A 15074-nucleotide genomic window follows, 5' to 3' on the forward strand; every position below is an offset into this window, starting at 1 on the left:
AAAGCAGGCCCGATCCAAGTGCGGCCTTGATTTGCTCAGGGGTCATAACGTTGGTTTCCTCTTTGGTTGATGACTCCAAATAGCCGGCTCATCACACTAATGTCAATAGTTATCATACAAGTCATCATACAAGTTGACGGCTAACGTGCCAGCCAACCGCCATCAACATTCAAAACCGCACCATGGACGTAGTTTGCAGCCGCCGACGACAGGAACACCGTCGCGCCGGCAATGTCTTCGGCGCGGCCCCAGCGGCCTGCCGGAATCCGTTCGAGTATTGCCTTGTTGCGGTCGGGGTCTGCCCTCAAGGCCTCGGTGTTGTTCGTCTTGATGTAGCCGGGCGCAACCGCATTGACGTTGATGCCTTTTGACGCCCATTCGTTGGCGAGGAGCTTCGTGACGCCCACAACGCCATGCTTGGCGGCGGTGTAGGACGGCACGCGAATTCCGCCCTGGAAGGATAGCAGCGAAGCGATGTTGACCACCTTGCCGGGCATGCCCTTCGCAAGCAGCTCCCTGGCAAAAGCCTGCGCCGTGAAGAACAGTGCCTTGAGGTTCACATCCATAACCGCATCCCAATCGGCTTCGGTAAAGTCGACTGCGTCCGCGCGACGGATGATGCCGGCGTTGTTGACGAGAATGTCGAATCCCGCACCGGCAAAGATTCCGGCCGCTGCCATCGGATTGGCGAAATCAAGCGCAAGGGCAGTCGCCTTTCCCCCGGCCCTGTCGATGAGTGCCAGGGTCTCGTCGGGCGCCCTGCGCGCGGCACAGACGACCTCAGCGCCCGCCTGAGCCAGGCCAACCGCAATCGCTTGACCAAGACCGGTGTTCGCCCCCGTGACGAGAGCCTTATGTCCTTCAAGAGAAAAGAGATTTTTCATCGCAGATCCGCCGGTTGAATGAAATCCATGTCCGTGTAATCGACATTATCGCCGGCCATCGCCCAGATGAAGGTATAAGAGCCGATGCCCGCGCCCGAGTGGATCGACCATGGCGGCGAGATCGCGCCTTCCTCGTTGGCGATAAACAGATGCCTCGTCTGCTGTGGCTCACCCATCAGATGGAGCACGCGAGATTTTTCGTCCATACCGAAATAGAGATAGGCCTCCATGCGGCGATCATGCACGTGGGAGGGGATCGTGTTCCAAACGGAGCCGTCTTCGAGCGTTGTGTAGCCGAGCACGAGCTGGCAGCTCTCCATCACGAGCGGGTGGATGAACTGATTGATGGTCCGCTTGTTGGAGGTTTCCGTCGCGCCAAGCTTGACCTCCTTGCTTTCGCCGAGCGTCACAAGCCGAGCCGGCAGGGTGCGGTGCGCCGGGCAGGAGACGATGTAGAACCGCCCGTTCCCGGCAAACGTCACCGCACCGGAACCGGCTCCGAGATAGAGCACGTCGCCGCGGTTGAGTGCGTATATCTCATCACCGGCCGTCACCGTACCGGCCTCACCGATGTTCACGATGCCCATTTCGCGCCGGTCGAGGAAGGACGGCGTCTTCGTTTCCTCGACCCGATCGAGCGTCAACGTGGTGCCGTCTGGAACGGCACCTCCCATAACGAAGCGATCGTAATGCGTGTAGATCAGCCGGATCTCACCGGGACGGAACATATCCTGCGCCAGGAAATGCTTACGCAGGCCCTCCGTGTCGAGCGCTCGCGCGTAGTCCGGATTAACGGCCTGCCTGGTTTCGACGGTCAGCATTCGGTCCTCCATTGGGGTATTGCAGACAAGAGATAATACATGTTAGTCCGTATTGTATGATAACTTGTTCAAGGTCAAGACCCGAATGAAACGCCTCCTGATCACGGGCGCGGCTGGAGCGCTTGGTCGCGCCTTGCGAACGCGACTGGCGTCGCTTGCCGAAACGATCCGCCTTGCCGACATCGCACCAGCGCAGGACCCCGGCCCCAACGAGGAATGGATGCACTGCGATCTCGCAGAACCGGGGGCGGTCGATGCGATGGTCGCGGGCTGCGACGGTATCGTGCACCTCGGCGGGATCTCCGTCGAACGCCCGTTCGACGAGATAGTCACCGGCAATATCGTCGGCCTCTACAATCTCTACGAGGCCGCTCGCGCCCATGGCTTGCCCCGCATCGTCTTTGCAAGCTCAAACCACACGGTCGGCTACTATCCGCAGACGGATCGACTTGGGCCCGATGCCCCTTATCGGCCCGACGGGCTCTATGGTGTCTCCAAATGCCTCGGTGAATCCCTCGCCCGCCTGTACTTCGACAAGTTCGGACAGGAGACGGCACTCGTGCGCATTGGCTCCTGTACAGCTGAGCCGATGGACCACCGGATGCTGTCGACCTGGTTTTCCCATGGCGATTTCGTATCGCTGATCGAAGCCGCCTTCCGCGCACCAGTGCTTGGCTGCCCGGTCATTTGGGGCGCGTCGGCAAACGACGCCTGCTGGTGGGACAATTCGCATCTGGCTTGGCTCGGCTGGAGGGCGAAAGACAACGCCGAGGCCTGGCGCAAGCAAATCGAAACGAGCGTGGCGAAGCCCACCCCCGATAGTTCAATGGCGCGCTTTCAAGGCGGTGCCTTCACCGACAATCCCATCTTCAAGGAGTGACAATGACCTTCACCCCTCACGGCAAACACCTGGTTGCGGGCGAGTGGATCGCGACCGAGCAGACCTTCAGAAGCGAACCGGCCCATGGCGCCGCGTTAGAGTTTTCCGTCGGCACGCCGGATCTGGTCGACAGGGCTGCGAAAGCGGCCGAGGACGCCTTCTGGTCCTATGGCTATTCCAGCCGGAAAGAGCGCGCCGCCTTTCTCGAAGCCATTGCCGATGAGATCGAAAGCCGCGGGGCGGCGATTACCGAGATCGGCAGCTCAGAAACCGGTCTGCCGGCCGCCCGGCTGGAAGGAGAACGTGCACGCACCACCGGCCAGCTCCGGCTATTTGCAGCCCATGTCCGACAGGGCGACTATCTCGATAGGCGCCACGATGAGGCGCTTCCAGAAAGAAGGCCCCTGCCGCGCCCCGACATCCAACTGGTTCAGCGACCAGTCGGTCCCGTTGCGGTGTTCGGTGCCTCCAATTTTCCCTTGGCCTTCTCGACGATGGGCGGCGATACCGCGTCGGCCCTTGCCGCCGGATGCCCGGTCGTCGTGAAGGGCCATTCCGCCCATCCAGGGACGAGCGAGGTGGTTGCAGAGGCTGCCGATGCAGCGATCAGGACGCAAGGGCTTCACCCCGGCGTATTCTCCCTCATCCAGGGCGGCCGCCGGGACGTCGGCACCGGCCTGGTTACACATCCCCTGATCAAGGCCGTCGGCTTCACCGGCTCCCTTGCGGGTGGCCGCGCGCTTTTCGACCTGTGTGCCCAGCGCCCGGAACCGATCCCCTTCTTTGGCGAACTGGGTTCGGTCAACCCGATGTTCATCCTGCCCGAGGCCGGCACGGCCCGCTGTGAGGAAATCGCCAGGGGCTGGGCAAGCTCGCTGGCAATGGGCGCCGGACAATTCTGCACCAATCCGGGCATTGCCGTGATCGCAGCAGGGGAGGCGCCAGCGTTTGCGGAAAGCGCGCGTGCGGCGCTTTCACAGATCGGCGCGCAAGTGATGTTGACGGACGGAATTGCCAAAGCCTATCGCGATGGGCGCAATCGCATTGCCTCAGGCAATGGTGTTCGCGACGTCTTCACGTCCAGCTGCGATCGGCGCAACGCCACGCCCAATCTCTTCCTCGTTTCGGCACGGGACTGGCTCGCCAATCACACGCTTTCAGAAGAAGTATTCGGCCCGCTCGGCCTCATCGTCACGGTCGAAAGCATTGAAGAACTGATCGCCGTCGCCAGGCGTTTCGATGGCCAGTTGACCGCAACCCTTCATCTCAACGACGGGGACACCGATCTTGCGCGCCAACTTATGCCGATCCTGGAACGCAAGGCCGGCCGTCTTCTTGTCAACGGCTTTCCGACAGGCGTCGAAGTCTGCGACGCCATGGTTCATGGCGGGCCTTATCCGGCCTCTACGAATTTCGGCGCCACCTCGGTCGGGACAATGTCGATCCGCAGGTTCCTAAGGCCGGTATCCTATCAGAATGTACCAGACGGGCTTTTGCCTGCCGATTTGCGACCGGATTGAGGAGCAATTGCCTCGTCCGCCAACTTTGGCGTATCCAGAGATGAAGCGAGAAGCCGCCCTTCCCTCCGTCGAGATGCGGCGGCTCCTCGATGATCACGAGGCGATACTCGACGCGATCCAAAGCGGAGATGAGGAACAGGCTCGCGCGGCCATGCGCGATCACCTGAAGAACAGCCAGACGCGATATCGCTCCATGCTGCGCACCTTGCGCTAGCACTGGTTGAGAGGGTCGCACTTGCATTCGAACAGATAACGACTAACATGCCAGACAGGTTTAGGCATGTTGGGACGAAAATGGAAGCCGTAAACACTATCGAGCGTGGCACGTCGCTTGCGGCAAAAATCAGCGCCGCGCTGCGTCGCGATCTGGCGGAAGGCGTGTTTCGCCCTGGCGACCGGCTTCCGAGCGAAAGCGCTCTGACGCGCGAATATTCCGTCAGCCGTACAGTCGTGCGTGAAGCGATTGCCATCCTTCGCGCCGACGGGCTGGTCGAAGCGCGCAAGGGCGCCGGCATATTTGCCCTTGAGACACAGCCGGAAAAAAACCAGCCCTTCAAGGATTTGAAGACCGAGCGGATTTCCTCGGTCATCGAGCTTCTCGAACTTCGCACGGTTTTCGAGGTGGAATCGGCAGGACTGGCGGCCGCGCGCCGTTCACCCGCCCAGATCGAGACCATCCTGGAGGCCCATCATCGGGTAGGCGAGTGCCTTGCAACTGGCAACCCGACGCGCGATGCGGATTTTGAGCTTCACCTGGCGATTGCGGAAGCCACGCAAAACCGGCGCTTTCCGGAATTTCTCCAACTGATCCGGACTGGAATCATTCCACGCGGAGAGTTGCAGGGATCCGCGCCGGGGTCGCGCCCGAAGGACTATAACCTCCACCTTCAGGAGGAGCACGGCCAGATCGTTGAGGCAATCATCGAAGGCAATGCTGAAGCGGCGCGCGAACGCATGCGCGCCCACTTGCGAGGAAGCCTTGATCGGTACAACGCGCTTTTGCGTTCCCGCACCATGACCCCCGAAGCAATTTAACAAACGCGAATAGTTGTCATACAGGATAAGACATGTATGGTGATGTTGTCATACATCGCCAATGAGGTCCGCATGTCTCTTCCTATTTTCCCCACTGTTTCGACCGACGCCGGCGTTACCCGCCAGGTCCTTTCGCAATCGCCCGAGCTGATGGTTGTCTCCTTCCGGTTCGAAAACGGTGCGAAAGGCAAGCTCCACCGCCACCCGCACGTGCAATCCACCTATGTGGCGCGCGGTAAATTTCGCTTCTTTCGCAACGGCCAGGCTTACGAACTGAAAGCTGGCGACAGCCTCGTAATCCCCGGAAACACGGAACATGGCTGCGAATGCCTGGAGGCAGGAGAGCTTATCGACTGCTTCACGCCCCGCAGAGATGACTTCCTCTCCGTCAGCTCTGCTTGACACTCGATATAACCTGTGACAGGTTCAATGAAAGTTGTCATACAGGATTGGAGCCTGTAACGCCTCACCGAAGGCGACTGACAAACGGAGGAACCATGTCAATTCGTCGCCTACGATTCCACGGCGTGGCCGGGCAGGTCGGGACCATTGCGGTCACGTTGCTCGGCCTTCTGCTCCTGACGTTCTTCATCGGCCGCCTCATGCCTGCCGATCCGGTCCGCGCCATCGTTGGGGAGGACGCGACCCGTGAGACCTACGAGCAGGTCTATCGTTCGCTCGGGCTTGATCGACCACTTTGGGAACAATTCGCCTACTATCTTGGAGATGTTTTCACCGGCAACTTCGGAACCTCCATCCGCACCGGCCAGCCGGTCATCCAGGATATCCTGCATGTGATGCCGGCAACGATCGAGCTTGCGACCTTCGCAATCCTCATCGGGGCTGGCCTCGGTGTTCCGCTCGGGGTGCTTGCTGCCGTTAACAAGGATCGCTGGCCCGACCATGTCGTGCGCGTCTTCAGCCTGTTCGGGCACTCCATGCCGATCTTCTGGACCGGCATGATCGCGCTGATCGTCTTTTATGCTTATCTCGGCCTCGTCGGCGGCAGCGGACGCATGGACCAGTTCTACATTGGCCTTGTCGAGGAGCGGACCGGATTTCTGCTGATCGATAGCCTGATCGCCGGCGAAATGGATGTGTTTTGGTCAGCCGTCAACCACATTATCCTGCCGGCCTCGCTGCTTGGCTACTCCTCGTCCGCCTATATCACGCGCATGACCCGCAGCTTCATGCTGGATCAGCTCGGTCAGGAATATGTCACGACCGCACGTGTCAAAGGCCTATCTCGCAGTCAGACGATCTGGCAGCACGCCTTCATCAATATTCGGGTGCAGCTGGTCACCATCATCGCGCTTGCCTATGGCTCGCTGCTCGAAGGCGCCGTGCTGATCGAGACGGTCTTCGCGTGGCCGGGCTTTGGCCAATATCTCACCAATAACCTCATCACCGGCGACATGAACGCCGTCATGACCTGCGTCCTGATCGTCGGGATCATCTTTATCGCCCTCAATCTTCTGTCCGACGTTCTTTACCGCATCTTCGACCCGAGGACACGCTGATGACCACCCAAGCTGAAACTGCGTTCCGCTTGCCGGCTCCGCTTGCCGCACTCAACAACATCGTGCGCTTCCTTTTGAAAAGTCCGACCTCGACCTTCGGTCTTGCGGTCCTGGTCCTGCTCGTCCTTGTCGCGACCTTCGCGCCGCTGATTGCCACCCATGATCCCTATGCCCAGAACCTCGCAAACACCCTGCAGGCGCCCGGAAATGGGCATCTGTTCGGCACGGATGAGCTTGGTCGCGACATCTTCAGTCGCCTGGTCTGGGGCTCGCGTATCACGCTCACGATCATCTTCCTCGTCTCGATTGTCGTTGGCCCAATCGGGCTCGTCATCGGCACGACTGCGGGCTATCTCGGTGGGAAGGTCGATACCGTGATGATGCGCATCACGGACATCTTCCTGTCTTTCCCGAGCCTCATTCTCTCGCTCGCTTTCGTTGCGGCGCTCGGCCCGAGCCTGAACAACGCCATCATTGCGATTGCGCTGACGTCGTGGCCGCCGATCGCACGCCTCGCGCGCGCAGAGGCAATGACCTTTCGCAAGGCGGACTACATCTCCGCAGCCAGGCTCCAGGGTGCATCGGCCACACGCATCATCGTCAAGTCGATCATGCCCATGTGCCTGCCATCGGTGCTCATTCGCCTCACCCTGAACATGGCGACGGTTATCCTGACGGCTGCCGGTCTCGGTTTCCTGGGGCTCGGCGCTCAGCCGCCGCTGCCGGAATGGGGCGCGATGATCGCGACAGGTCGCAAGTACATGCTGGACAGCTGGTGGCTCGTCACTTTCCCGGGTGTCGCCATTCTTTCGGTCAGTCTCGCTTTCAACCTTCTCGGCGACGGGCTGCGCGATGCGCTCGATCCGAAGCAGATGAACCGGAGGTAGACCGATGAGCAAAGATATTCTCCAGGTCGAAAACCTCCGCATCCGCTACGGCGGCGCAGCGACCGATGCCGTGCGCAGCGTGTCCTTCACCCTCGGCCGCGAACGCCTTGGCATCGTCGGCGAATCCGGCTCCGGCAAATCGACGGTCGGACGCGCCCTGCTGCGACTTCTGCCGGGTGCCACGATCACCGCCGACACGTTACGCTTTGCCGAGCTCGATCTGACGGCGCTTTCGGAAAAAGAACTGCTCAAAGTGCGCGGCCGGCGTATGTCCATGATCCTTCAGGATCCGAAATTCTCTTTGAACCCAATTCGCCGAGTTGGTGACCAGGTGGCGGAAACCTATCTGCGGCACTTCAGGTGCAGCAAAACGGAAACCCGTCAGAAGGCGCTCGCCATGCTGGCGGCAGTCAAGATCCGCGATCCGGAACGCGTTTATGATCAGTATCCGCACGAGATATCGGGCGGCATGGGGCAACGCGTCATGATCGCGATGATGCTACTTGCCGATCCGGAGCTCGTCATCGCCGACGAACCGACCTCGGCACTCGACGTCACGGTGCGCCTTCAGGTGTTGAACATTCTCGATGGGCTGGTGCGGGATCGCGGCATTGGGCTCATCATGATCAGTCACGATTTGAACCTGGTACGCAATTTCTGCGATCGCGTGCTCATCATGTATGCCGGCCGTATCGTTGAAACGCTGGCCGCGCGGGATCTCGACAAGGCCCAACATCCCTACACGCGCGGCTTGCTGGCAGCCCAGCCCCGGATCGGCGGCCCACGGGCACCGCTCAGCGTGCTTGATCGCCGTCCCGAATGGCTGGAGGAGAAAGCCTGATGTCCGTCTCTGTCGAAGCTCGCGACGTCTCCATCACCTTTGGTAGCGGTCCCACCGCAGTCAAGGTGTTGCCACGCGTCACCTTCTCCGTGGCACCAGGCGAATGTTTCGGCCTCGTCGGCGAAAGCGGATCGGGCAAGTCCACGGTGCTGCGTTGCATCTCGATGCTGACCGACATCTGGACCGGCGACGTGCTGATCGGCGGCAGGTCGGTGCGTGACATGCCGTTGATCGAGCGTTGCCGCACCCTGCAGATGGTCTTTCAGGATCCCTACGGTTCGCTGCATCCACGACAATCGGTTCGCACGGTGCTGAACGAGCCTCTTGTCATCCACAAGCTCGGTGATCGAGAGGGGCGCATGCGCAAGGCAATCACGGACGTCGGCTTGCCGGTTTCCTTCCTCGATCGCTTTCCCCACCAGCTCTCGGGCGGCCAGCGTCAACGCGTTGCGATCGCGCGAGCGCTGATCCTCGAGCCGTCCTTGCTGCTCCTCGACGAGCCGACGTCGGCGCTCGATGTTTCTGTGCAGGCGGAAATCCTCAACCTGCTTCAGCGTCTGCGTGAGGAGCGCGGCTTCACCTACATCATGGTGACGCACGATCTGGCGGTGGTGGATCACATGTGCGACCGCTTTGCGGTCATGCTGCACGGAGAGATTACCGAAATTTTGCCACGCGAGGCGATCCCCGCCAACCAGGCAACCCACGCCTACGCACGTGAGCTGATCGGCGCCTCGCTGGAGTACGAAGGCTCGCACTGAGCAAGCCGCATCTCCTCCCAAAAAAACCTCCTTCTCCCCAACTCGCCCGGCTCAACGCCGGGCTTTTGTTTGCCCGACCGAACCTGGCCTGATGTGACAATTGCCCGTGATTTCAGCTTTTCCAATGACCCGGGTGTCCGCCTCGCGCTCTTGCAAGCGCAGCCCAAGCCCCCTGAACCTGCTGCGGCGCGATTGAATCCGCTGCCCTTCACTCCCTTCACCAGCCGTGCTGGCAATCAAGGTCTTCGCATCGCGAGGGCGATTGGTGGGCATCCACGCAAGCCGGCGAAGGAGAGGAATACTTAGGCTAACAGCGAGAGGAAGCGACCTCAGGCAGCCAAGGGGCCGTTGCCGATTGCGGGGGCCACGTGCGTTGGCGTCTGGTTCACGGCGCTTTTCGCAGTCGCCAAAGAAAGAAGGCGCATGGATCACATGCGCCTTCTTCACTTCATTTTCTCGAGTGTCTGGAAGCGACTACCGCTCCTTGGTCACGCCCTCGAAGCGCGAGAGCCAGGGGCTGACGATCATCCCCTTCACATCGCTTCGGTACGCTGCCGTGTCGATCACTTCCGAGAAGGGCTGGATCGACATGACGATCTCGTCCATGTACTGCTGCACGCCCTCGTAGAGCTTGGCCTGCTTGGCCGGGTCGCGCTCGACCAGGGCCTCCTCGATCATCTTGTTCAGCTTCTCGTCATGGAAGCTGGTGCGCCAGCTCTGATAATTGGTGAGCTTGGCGTCGTCCGAATTGTCGGGATTGTAGGCGATAGAGCGCAAGTTGTTGTCGGGATGCGGCTGCTGGCCGCCGCCGCCACGGCCGAGGAGCAGCTCGAAGTTCCGCTCGCGCATCGCGCCGTAGATCTGATCGCCCGAACCGCTGATGAGCTCCGCCTGAATGCCGGCCTGGGCAAGCGTGTTCTGGATGGCTGTCGCCGCCTTCATGAACGGATCTTCGGACAGGACCCGCAGCGTCGTCTTGAAACCGTCCGGATAGCCTGCCTCGGCAAGCAGTGCCTTTGCCTTGGCCACATCCAGCTTGTACCCCTCGTCCGGCAGCGCACCGAGAACGCCCGTCGACAACGGCCGCTGATGCAGCTTGCCGTAGTAGGGCATCACGGCCTTGTCGAGACCGTCATAGTCGATCAGATAACGCAGTGCTTCACGCACCTTCTTGTTGGCAAAGCGCTCGTCCTTCATCGAGACGCTGAGATAGTAAAAACCCGAGCCCGGTGTCGATGCGATCGCAATTGCCTCGTCGGCTTCGAGCGACTTCAGGTCCGGCGCCTGCAGGGAATAGGCAACATCGATGTCGCCTTTTTCCAGAAGCAGCCGCTGCGACTGGGATTCCGGCAGATGGCGCATCAGCACCCGCTTCATTGCGGCCTTTTCACCCCAGTAGTCGTCGTTGCGCGTGAGGATGATGTACTCGTTCGACTTCCACTGTGTGAGCGTGAAGGGACCGGAACCGGCGGAATTCAGGGTCAGCCAGGCGGCGCCAAGATCGCCGTCCTTGTCGTTCTCGAGAACCGTCTTGCTGTCGAAGATGGAGCCGGGCCCGTTCTGGGCAAGGATCATCAGCAGCAGGTTCGGGTCGTCGGGTTTCGGAAGATTGATAACGAAGGTGTGGTCGTCTTCGGCGACAAAGGCCTTGTCGGCCTCTTCGAGCGTAAAGCCTCGTGTCTTCAGGAAAGACGACTGCGCGAGATTACGCGCAAGCAGGCGCTTCAGGCTCCAGGCAACATCCTGAGCCGTGACGGGGTTGCCCGACGCAAATTTCGCATCGCTGCGCAGGTGAAAGCGGATTGAATTGCGATCGTCGGAAACCTCCCAGCGCTCGGCAAGGCGTGGTTGGACACTGCGGTCCTTCGGCGAAAGAATGACCAGCGTGTCGTAGATGTTGTTGAGGACCTGAACGGTCTCGCGGCCAGTGATGGCAGCGGGATCAAGCGTCAGGATGTTGCTCATCGTCGTTGCGACGACGAGTTGATCTTCCGGCGTTTCGGCGTAGACGCCGTGTGGCGTTGAAGCGATGAGAAGCGCGCCGAACGCGACCGTTGCTAGAAAGCGTTTCATGTTTCCTCCTATTGCGGCCGCCCATCAGGGAGTTCGGCCTTCCGGTTACACGTTCTGCCCCGCCCGTTCCTCCACAGGCACAGGGACAGATCACCCAAGAATTTCGGCAACGGGTGCTGCAAGCGCCCGGCCGATCGCCGCCGTGGCAGCGGCTTCGAGATGGACCCCATCGGCCTGCGAGGCGCGCGCGACGGAGCCGGCATCAAAGAAGGCGTGTCCAAGTTCATCTGCGAGCTTGCGGTAGAGCGGAGAAAGTCGCTCGGATTCAGCAACGCTGCGTCCAGCCGCTGGCACCCCGCCCGGACCGGCGCAACAGGGTGGAGGGGCAACGATCAGCATTTTCGGCTTCGCACCACTTGGCTTGTAAGGAAAAGTGTCGATGATCTGCGCCAGCCGGCGCACGCCGGAAACCGCTCCTTCCGCCCGTCCGCCATGCACGGGCTTGATGTCATTGGTACCGAGCATCACGATGACGAGATCGAGCGGCATGTGGCTTGCGAGCGCCACTTGCAGCGCTTTGGCACCATTGCGGCATGCCGGTCCACCGTGGTCGTCGTAGCAGGTCGTGCGGCCGCCGAGCCCTTCGGGAATGACCTTTGCCGTACCGTTGAGTTCACGCGAGAGCACCTCGGGCCAACGACCTTCAGGCGCATGGCGCAGACCGGTCTGCGGATCCGCTCCCCACGTCAGACTGTCTCCAAAAGCGAGAATGGTCTTCATGAAAGATGCCTTGCTTCTTACCGCACCCGGTTGTTTTCAATGAACTCGAAGTTGATGTCCTCGCCCAGCCCCGGCCGATCCGGGACATGCACATACCCCTGGCGATCCATCGGATCGGACAGCGATTTCAGGTAGTCGTGTCCGTCGTCGTATTCGAGGAACGGGTGAAGCAGCCCGCGTTCGTACCAGCGGCAATTCTTCGTCGCCGCGACGACATGCAGGTTCATCGCCGTGTTGCCGTGTACCTCGCACTCCATGCCGAAGGCCTCGGCGAGATGCATCGTTTTTAGTGCGGGCGTGATGCCGCCAACGTCATTCACCCCGGTTCGCAAGATGTCGCAGGCGCCCGCCTTGATCCATTCGGCACGGTGCCAATGTTTGCCGCCGGCGCTTTCCGGACCAACGACGGGGATATCGAGATTATCGGCCAGCCACTTGTAGGAAGACAGCGACTGCTCATCCATCGGCTCTTCGATCCAATCGAAGCCGAGCTTTTCCAGTCCCCGCCCCAACTCGAGCGCATCGGTGCGCGAGTACCAATGAAAGGCGTCTATCATCAGGCGGATGTTCGGCCCGACGGCTTCGCGCACGGCCGCACAGGCCTTGATGTCCATTTTCACGTCCGGCGCCCAGCTGACAGGCGGCATCCAGGTGTGCAACTTGATGCCTTTATAGCCGCGCTTGACGAGGGCTTCGGCAAAGCGACCGTAGTCTTCAGGTGTTGCGAGCCCGCCTTCCAGTTCATCGCCGCACATGATGGAACCGTAGGCTAACACCTTGTCGCGATAACCGCCGACCAACTTGTATACAGGTTGCTTCAAAGTCCGCCCGGCAAGGTCCCAAAGGGCGCAGTCGACCACCGCGAGCGTGCGATCCGTCAACTGCGCGGCCGATCCCCGTTGCCAATGGGCAAGGTCCTGCCAAAGCCGCTCGCGATCTCGGTGGTCCTGACCAATCAGGACCTTCTTGACGAATTTTTCGATCACATGCGACCGCACGATTTCTGGCGCCGTGAAGGAATGCCCTTCATGGCCGTCCTCGGTGCGAACAGTCAGCATCGCTTGCTCTACCTGGTGCGGCGGGCCGGGATGCGCGTGACCGGCGCTGTCCGAATGGCGGCGCGTGGTCGTGCGGAAAACCCGCACTTCGACGTCGGTGATGATCATTGGTCCTCCGGCATGTGAAAGGCGCGGCCTGGCCACACCAACTTGTCTAACGTTAGATTAGACAGATATCAGTCAACCTGTCAAACATGTATGACATCTTTTTAGAATATGCCTGATAAGAATATAGCCACCCTGCGTTCACAGATGCCGAGAATGAGTTTGTGTGGGCATCGAGAAGTTGAATGAAAAGAAGCTCGGTGCGCTCCACGCCCGTTGCGAAGAGGCCGCTCGACGACCGCAGTTCGGCGCCGCAACATTGTCCTCATCTTCTGGCGGACGCGCAGGTCGCTGCTATTGAACGGCTTCGTGACAGCGGCAGGCCGGGCCAGTCATCGCGCAGGAGCTCGGCATGGCCCGCTCAACGGTCGGGCTGGTCTTGCAGCGGCTCGGGCTTAATCGTCTGGCCTTGCTCCAGCCCAAGCTGCCGGTGGTCCGTTACGAACGGCATAGGCCAGGTGAGATGACCCATATGGACATCAAGAAGCTAGGTAAGATCAACGGTATCGGTCATCGGTTCCTGCGGGGGAGGCCCGGTATGCACACCAACAAAGGCCACGGCTGGGAGTTCCTGCACGTCGCCGTCGATGACGCCTCCCGTCTGGCCTATACCGAGACCCTGCCGTCCGACGGCCAGGCAGATACGACCGACTTTCTCAATCGAGCCTTGAGCTGGTTCGGCCGGCTTGACGTGAAAACCACGCGAGTGATGACCGACAATGGCTCGGCCTATCGCTCAAAGCTGTTTGCCACAGCCACCTAGGCTGCTCGAGCGGCAGAAAACGCTCGCTCCAAATCCGCCTTGAGGTCGTCTACATCTTCCAATCCGACTTGCAGGCGCAGGACTGGCCCTTCTGTCGGCACGGGCGTCACCTTGCGTTCGTCAAGATTGACATGAAGCGCGAGCGAGGCAAATCCGCCCCAGGAATAGCCCAGGCCGAATATGGATAACGCGTCCAAAAAGGCCTGCGCTTTCGTCTTGAACTGATCCTCACGCTCGACACGAAGGACAAACGAGAAGACACCGGTGGCCCCCTTGAAATCGCGCTTCCAGATGTCATGCCCCGGGAAAGTCGGCAGCGCGGGGTGCAGCACGCGTTCGACGTCGTCGCGACCTTCAAGCCACGTGGCGATCTCAAGCGCGCTTTTCTGATGGCGCTCAAGCCGGATTCCAAGTGTCCGCAGGCCGCGAAGTACCTGGTAGGCATCATCAGGTGCAGCGCAAAGGCCCAGCAACCCGTTCACTTCCTTCAACCGCGGCCAACGCTCAACGTTCGCTGAAACTGTTCCGAACAGGATATCCGCGTGGCCGGCCGGATATTTGGTGGACGCCTGGATGGAAATATCAGCGCCGAAGTCCAGTGGCCTGAAATAGAGCGGCGTCGCCCAGGTGTTGTCCATCATCACGATTGCACCATGACTGTGGGCAACCGCGACGATCGCGGGAATATCCTGGATCTCGAACGTGTTGGAACCGGGTGCCTCGGTGTGCACGAGCCGCGTATTCGGCTTGAAGAGGGTCTCGATTTCGGCCCCGAGCGAGGGAGCATAATAGTCCACTTCGATGCCAAGGCGCGCCAACATGACGTCGCAGAACTGGCGGACATTGCCATAGACGGAATCGACGATAAGCGCGTGGTCACGGGGAGCGAGATAGGCAAGCAATGGCACTGTGACCGCCGCAAGTCCGGAGGGCACAAGGATCGTGCCGGCTGCGCCCTCCAGTTCATTGATTGCGTCGCAAAGTGCATCCGTGGTCGGCGTCCCGCGCGTCCCGTAGGTATATTTCTGCCCGTGCGTTTCCATCGTCCGCGCGTCGGGAAAGAGCACTGTCGATCCGTGAACGACAGGGGGATTGATAAAGCCGCGCTGGCTGTCGGGATCATATCCCGCCTTGATCAGCTGTGTTTGCGGACCCGGTTCGACGGTGAGGTTTGCTTTGTCATTCATGGTCGCATTCTCATTTGAG

General features: G+C 60.4%; 16 protein-coding genes. 10 read left to right on the plus strand and 6 right to left on the minus strand.

Annotation, left to right across the window (positions count from 1 at the left end):
• Nucleotides 1-140: 140 nt before the first annotated feature.
• Together kduD and kduI are read right to left on the minus strand one after the other, a co-directional pair.
• The gene (gene kduD, locus L981_RS18890; RefSeq protein ID WP_043619640.1) at nt 141-884 is read right to left on the minus strand and encodes a 2-dehydro-3-deoxy-D-gluconate 5-dehydrogenase KduD; all 744 of its coding nucleotides are present in this window, start codon (nt 882-884) and stop codon (nt 141-143) included.
• On the minus strand, nt 881-1705 hold the full coding sequence (gene kduI, locus L981_RS18895; protein WP_043619641.1) for a 5-dehydro-4-deoxy-D-glucuronate isomerase: 825 nt from the start codon (nt 1703-1705) through the stop codon (nt 881-883). The genes kduD and kduI overlap by 4 nt, the downstream gene beginning before the upstream one ends.
• Before the next feature lie 85 nt (nt 1706-1790).
• Between kduI and L981_RS18900 the strand changes: the two genes are divergently transcribed.
• The 9 genes from L981_RS18900 to L981_RS18935 all read left to right on the plus strand — a co-directional run bounded on the left by L981_RS18900 (nt 1791) and on the right by L981_RS18935 (nt 9149).
• Entirely contained in the window at nt 1791-2585 is a 795-nt protein-coding gene (locus L981_RS18900; RefSeq protein ID WP_043619642.1) for an NAD(P)-dependent oxidoreductase, read from the plus strand.
• A gap of 2 nt (nt 2586-2587) precedes the next feature.
• Entirely contained in the window at nt 2588-4105 is a 1518-nt protein-coding gene (locus L981_RS18905; RefSeq protein ID WP_043619643.1) for an aldehyde dehydrogenase (NADP(+)), read from the plus strand.
• A gap of 40 nt (nt 4106-4145) precedes the next feature.
• Complete coding sequence (locus tag L981_RS33935; RefSeq protein WP_245281663.1) at nt 4146-4319, plus strand: FCD domain-containing protein; 174 nt, start codon at nt 4146-4148, stop codon at nt 4317-4319.
• 80 nt (nt 4320-4399) lie between these two features.
• Nucleotides 4400-5140: a FadR/GntR family transcriptional regulator gene (locus L981_RS18910; protein ID WP_043619644.1), complete on the plus strand. Its 741-nt coding sequence runs from the start codon at nt 4400-4402 to the stop codon at nt 5138-5140.
• A 36-nt stretch (nt 5141-5176) separates the two neighbouring features.
• Nucleotides 5177-5542 carry a cupin domain-containing protein gene (locus L981_RS18915; RefSeq protein ID WP_245281664.1) on the plus strand — a complete coding sequence of 122 codons (366 nt, stop codon included), beginning with the start codon at nt 5177-5179 and terminating at the stop codon, nt 5540-5542.
• A gap of 95 nt (nt 5543-5637) precedes the next feature.
• A complete protein-coding gene (locus L981_RS18920) occupies nt 5638-6660 on the plus strand; it encodes an ABC transporter permease (protein WP_043619645.1) in 1023 nt (340 codons plus the stop codon).
• Nucleotides 6660-7547, plus strand: coding sequence for an ABC transporter permease (locus L981_RS18925; RefSeq protein ID WP_043619646.1), 888 nt, complete (start codon nt 6660-6662; stop codon nt 7545-7547). Before L981_RS18920 ends, L981_RS18925 begins: the two co-directional genes overlap by 1 nt.
• A gap of 4 nt (nt 7548-7551) precedes the next feature.
• Complete coding sequence (locus L981_RS18930; protein ID WP_043619647.1) at nt 7552-8388, plus strand: ABC transporter ATP-binding protein; 837 nt, start codon at nt 7552-7554, stop codon at nt 8386-8388.
• Nucleotides 8388-9149, plus strand: a complete 762-nt coding sequence (locus L981_RS18935) for an ABC transporter ATP-binding protein (RefSeq protein ID WP_043619648.1) — start codon at nt 8388-8390, stop codon at nt 9147-9149. The genes L981_RS18930 and L981_RS18935 overlap by 1 nt, the downstream gene beginning before the upstream one ends.
• Nucleotides 9150-9623: 474 nt before the next feature.
• On the opposite strand, the gene L981_RS18940 is transcribed toward L981_RS18935, so the two are convergent.
• From L981_RS18940 to L981_RS18950, 3 genes are all read right to left on the minus strand, one after another.
• Nucleotides 9624-11222 (minus strand): ABC transporter substrate-binding protein, encoded by a 1599-nt coding sequence (locus L981_RS18940; protein ID WP_043619650.1) that lies wholly within the window; start codon nt 11220-11222, stop codon nt 9624-9626.
• A gap of 90 nt (nt 11223-11312) precedes the next feature.
• Complete coding sequence (locus tag L981_RS18945; RefSeq protein ID WP_043619651.1) at nt 11313-11942, minus strand: SGNH/GDSL hydrolase family protein; 630 nt, start codon at nt 11940-11942, stop codon at nt 11313-11315.
• A 17-nt stretch (nt 11943-11959) separates the two neighbouring features.
• Complete coding sequence (locus L981_RS18950; protein ID WP_043619653.1) at nt 11960-13108, minus strand: mandelate racemase family protein; 1149 nt, start codon at nt 13106-13108, stop codon at nt 11960-11962.
• A 349-nt stretch (nt 13109-13457) separates the two neighbouring features.
• Between L981_RS18950 and L981_RS33345 the strand changes: the two genes are divergently transcribed.
• Nucleotides 13458-13868, plus strand: a complete 411-nt coding sequence (locus L981_RS33345; protein ID WP_082006085.1) for a DDE-type integrase/transposase/recombinase — start codon at nt 13458-13460, stop codon at nt 13866-13868.
• Here the strand turns inward: L981_RS33345 and L981_RS18960 are convergent.
• The gene (locus L981_RS18960; RefSeq protein ID WP_043619655.1) at nt 13865-15055 is read right to left on the minus strand and encodes a cystathionine beta-lyase; all 1191 of its coding nucleotides are present in this window, start codon (nt 15053-15055) and stop codon (nt 13865-13867) included. The genes L981_RS33345 and L981_RS18960 overlap by 4 nt on opposite strands.
• Between the last annotated feature and the right edge of the window lie 19 nt (nt 15056-15074).

It is taken from the genome of Ensifer sp. ZNC0028 (genome assembly GCF_000799055.1).
GTDB lineage: Bacteria > Pseudomonadota > Alphaproteobacteria > Rhizobiales > Rhizobiaceae > Ensifer.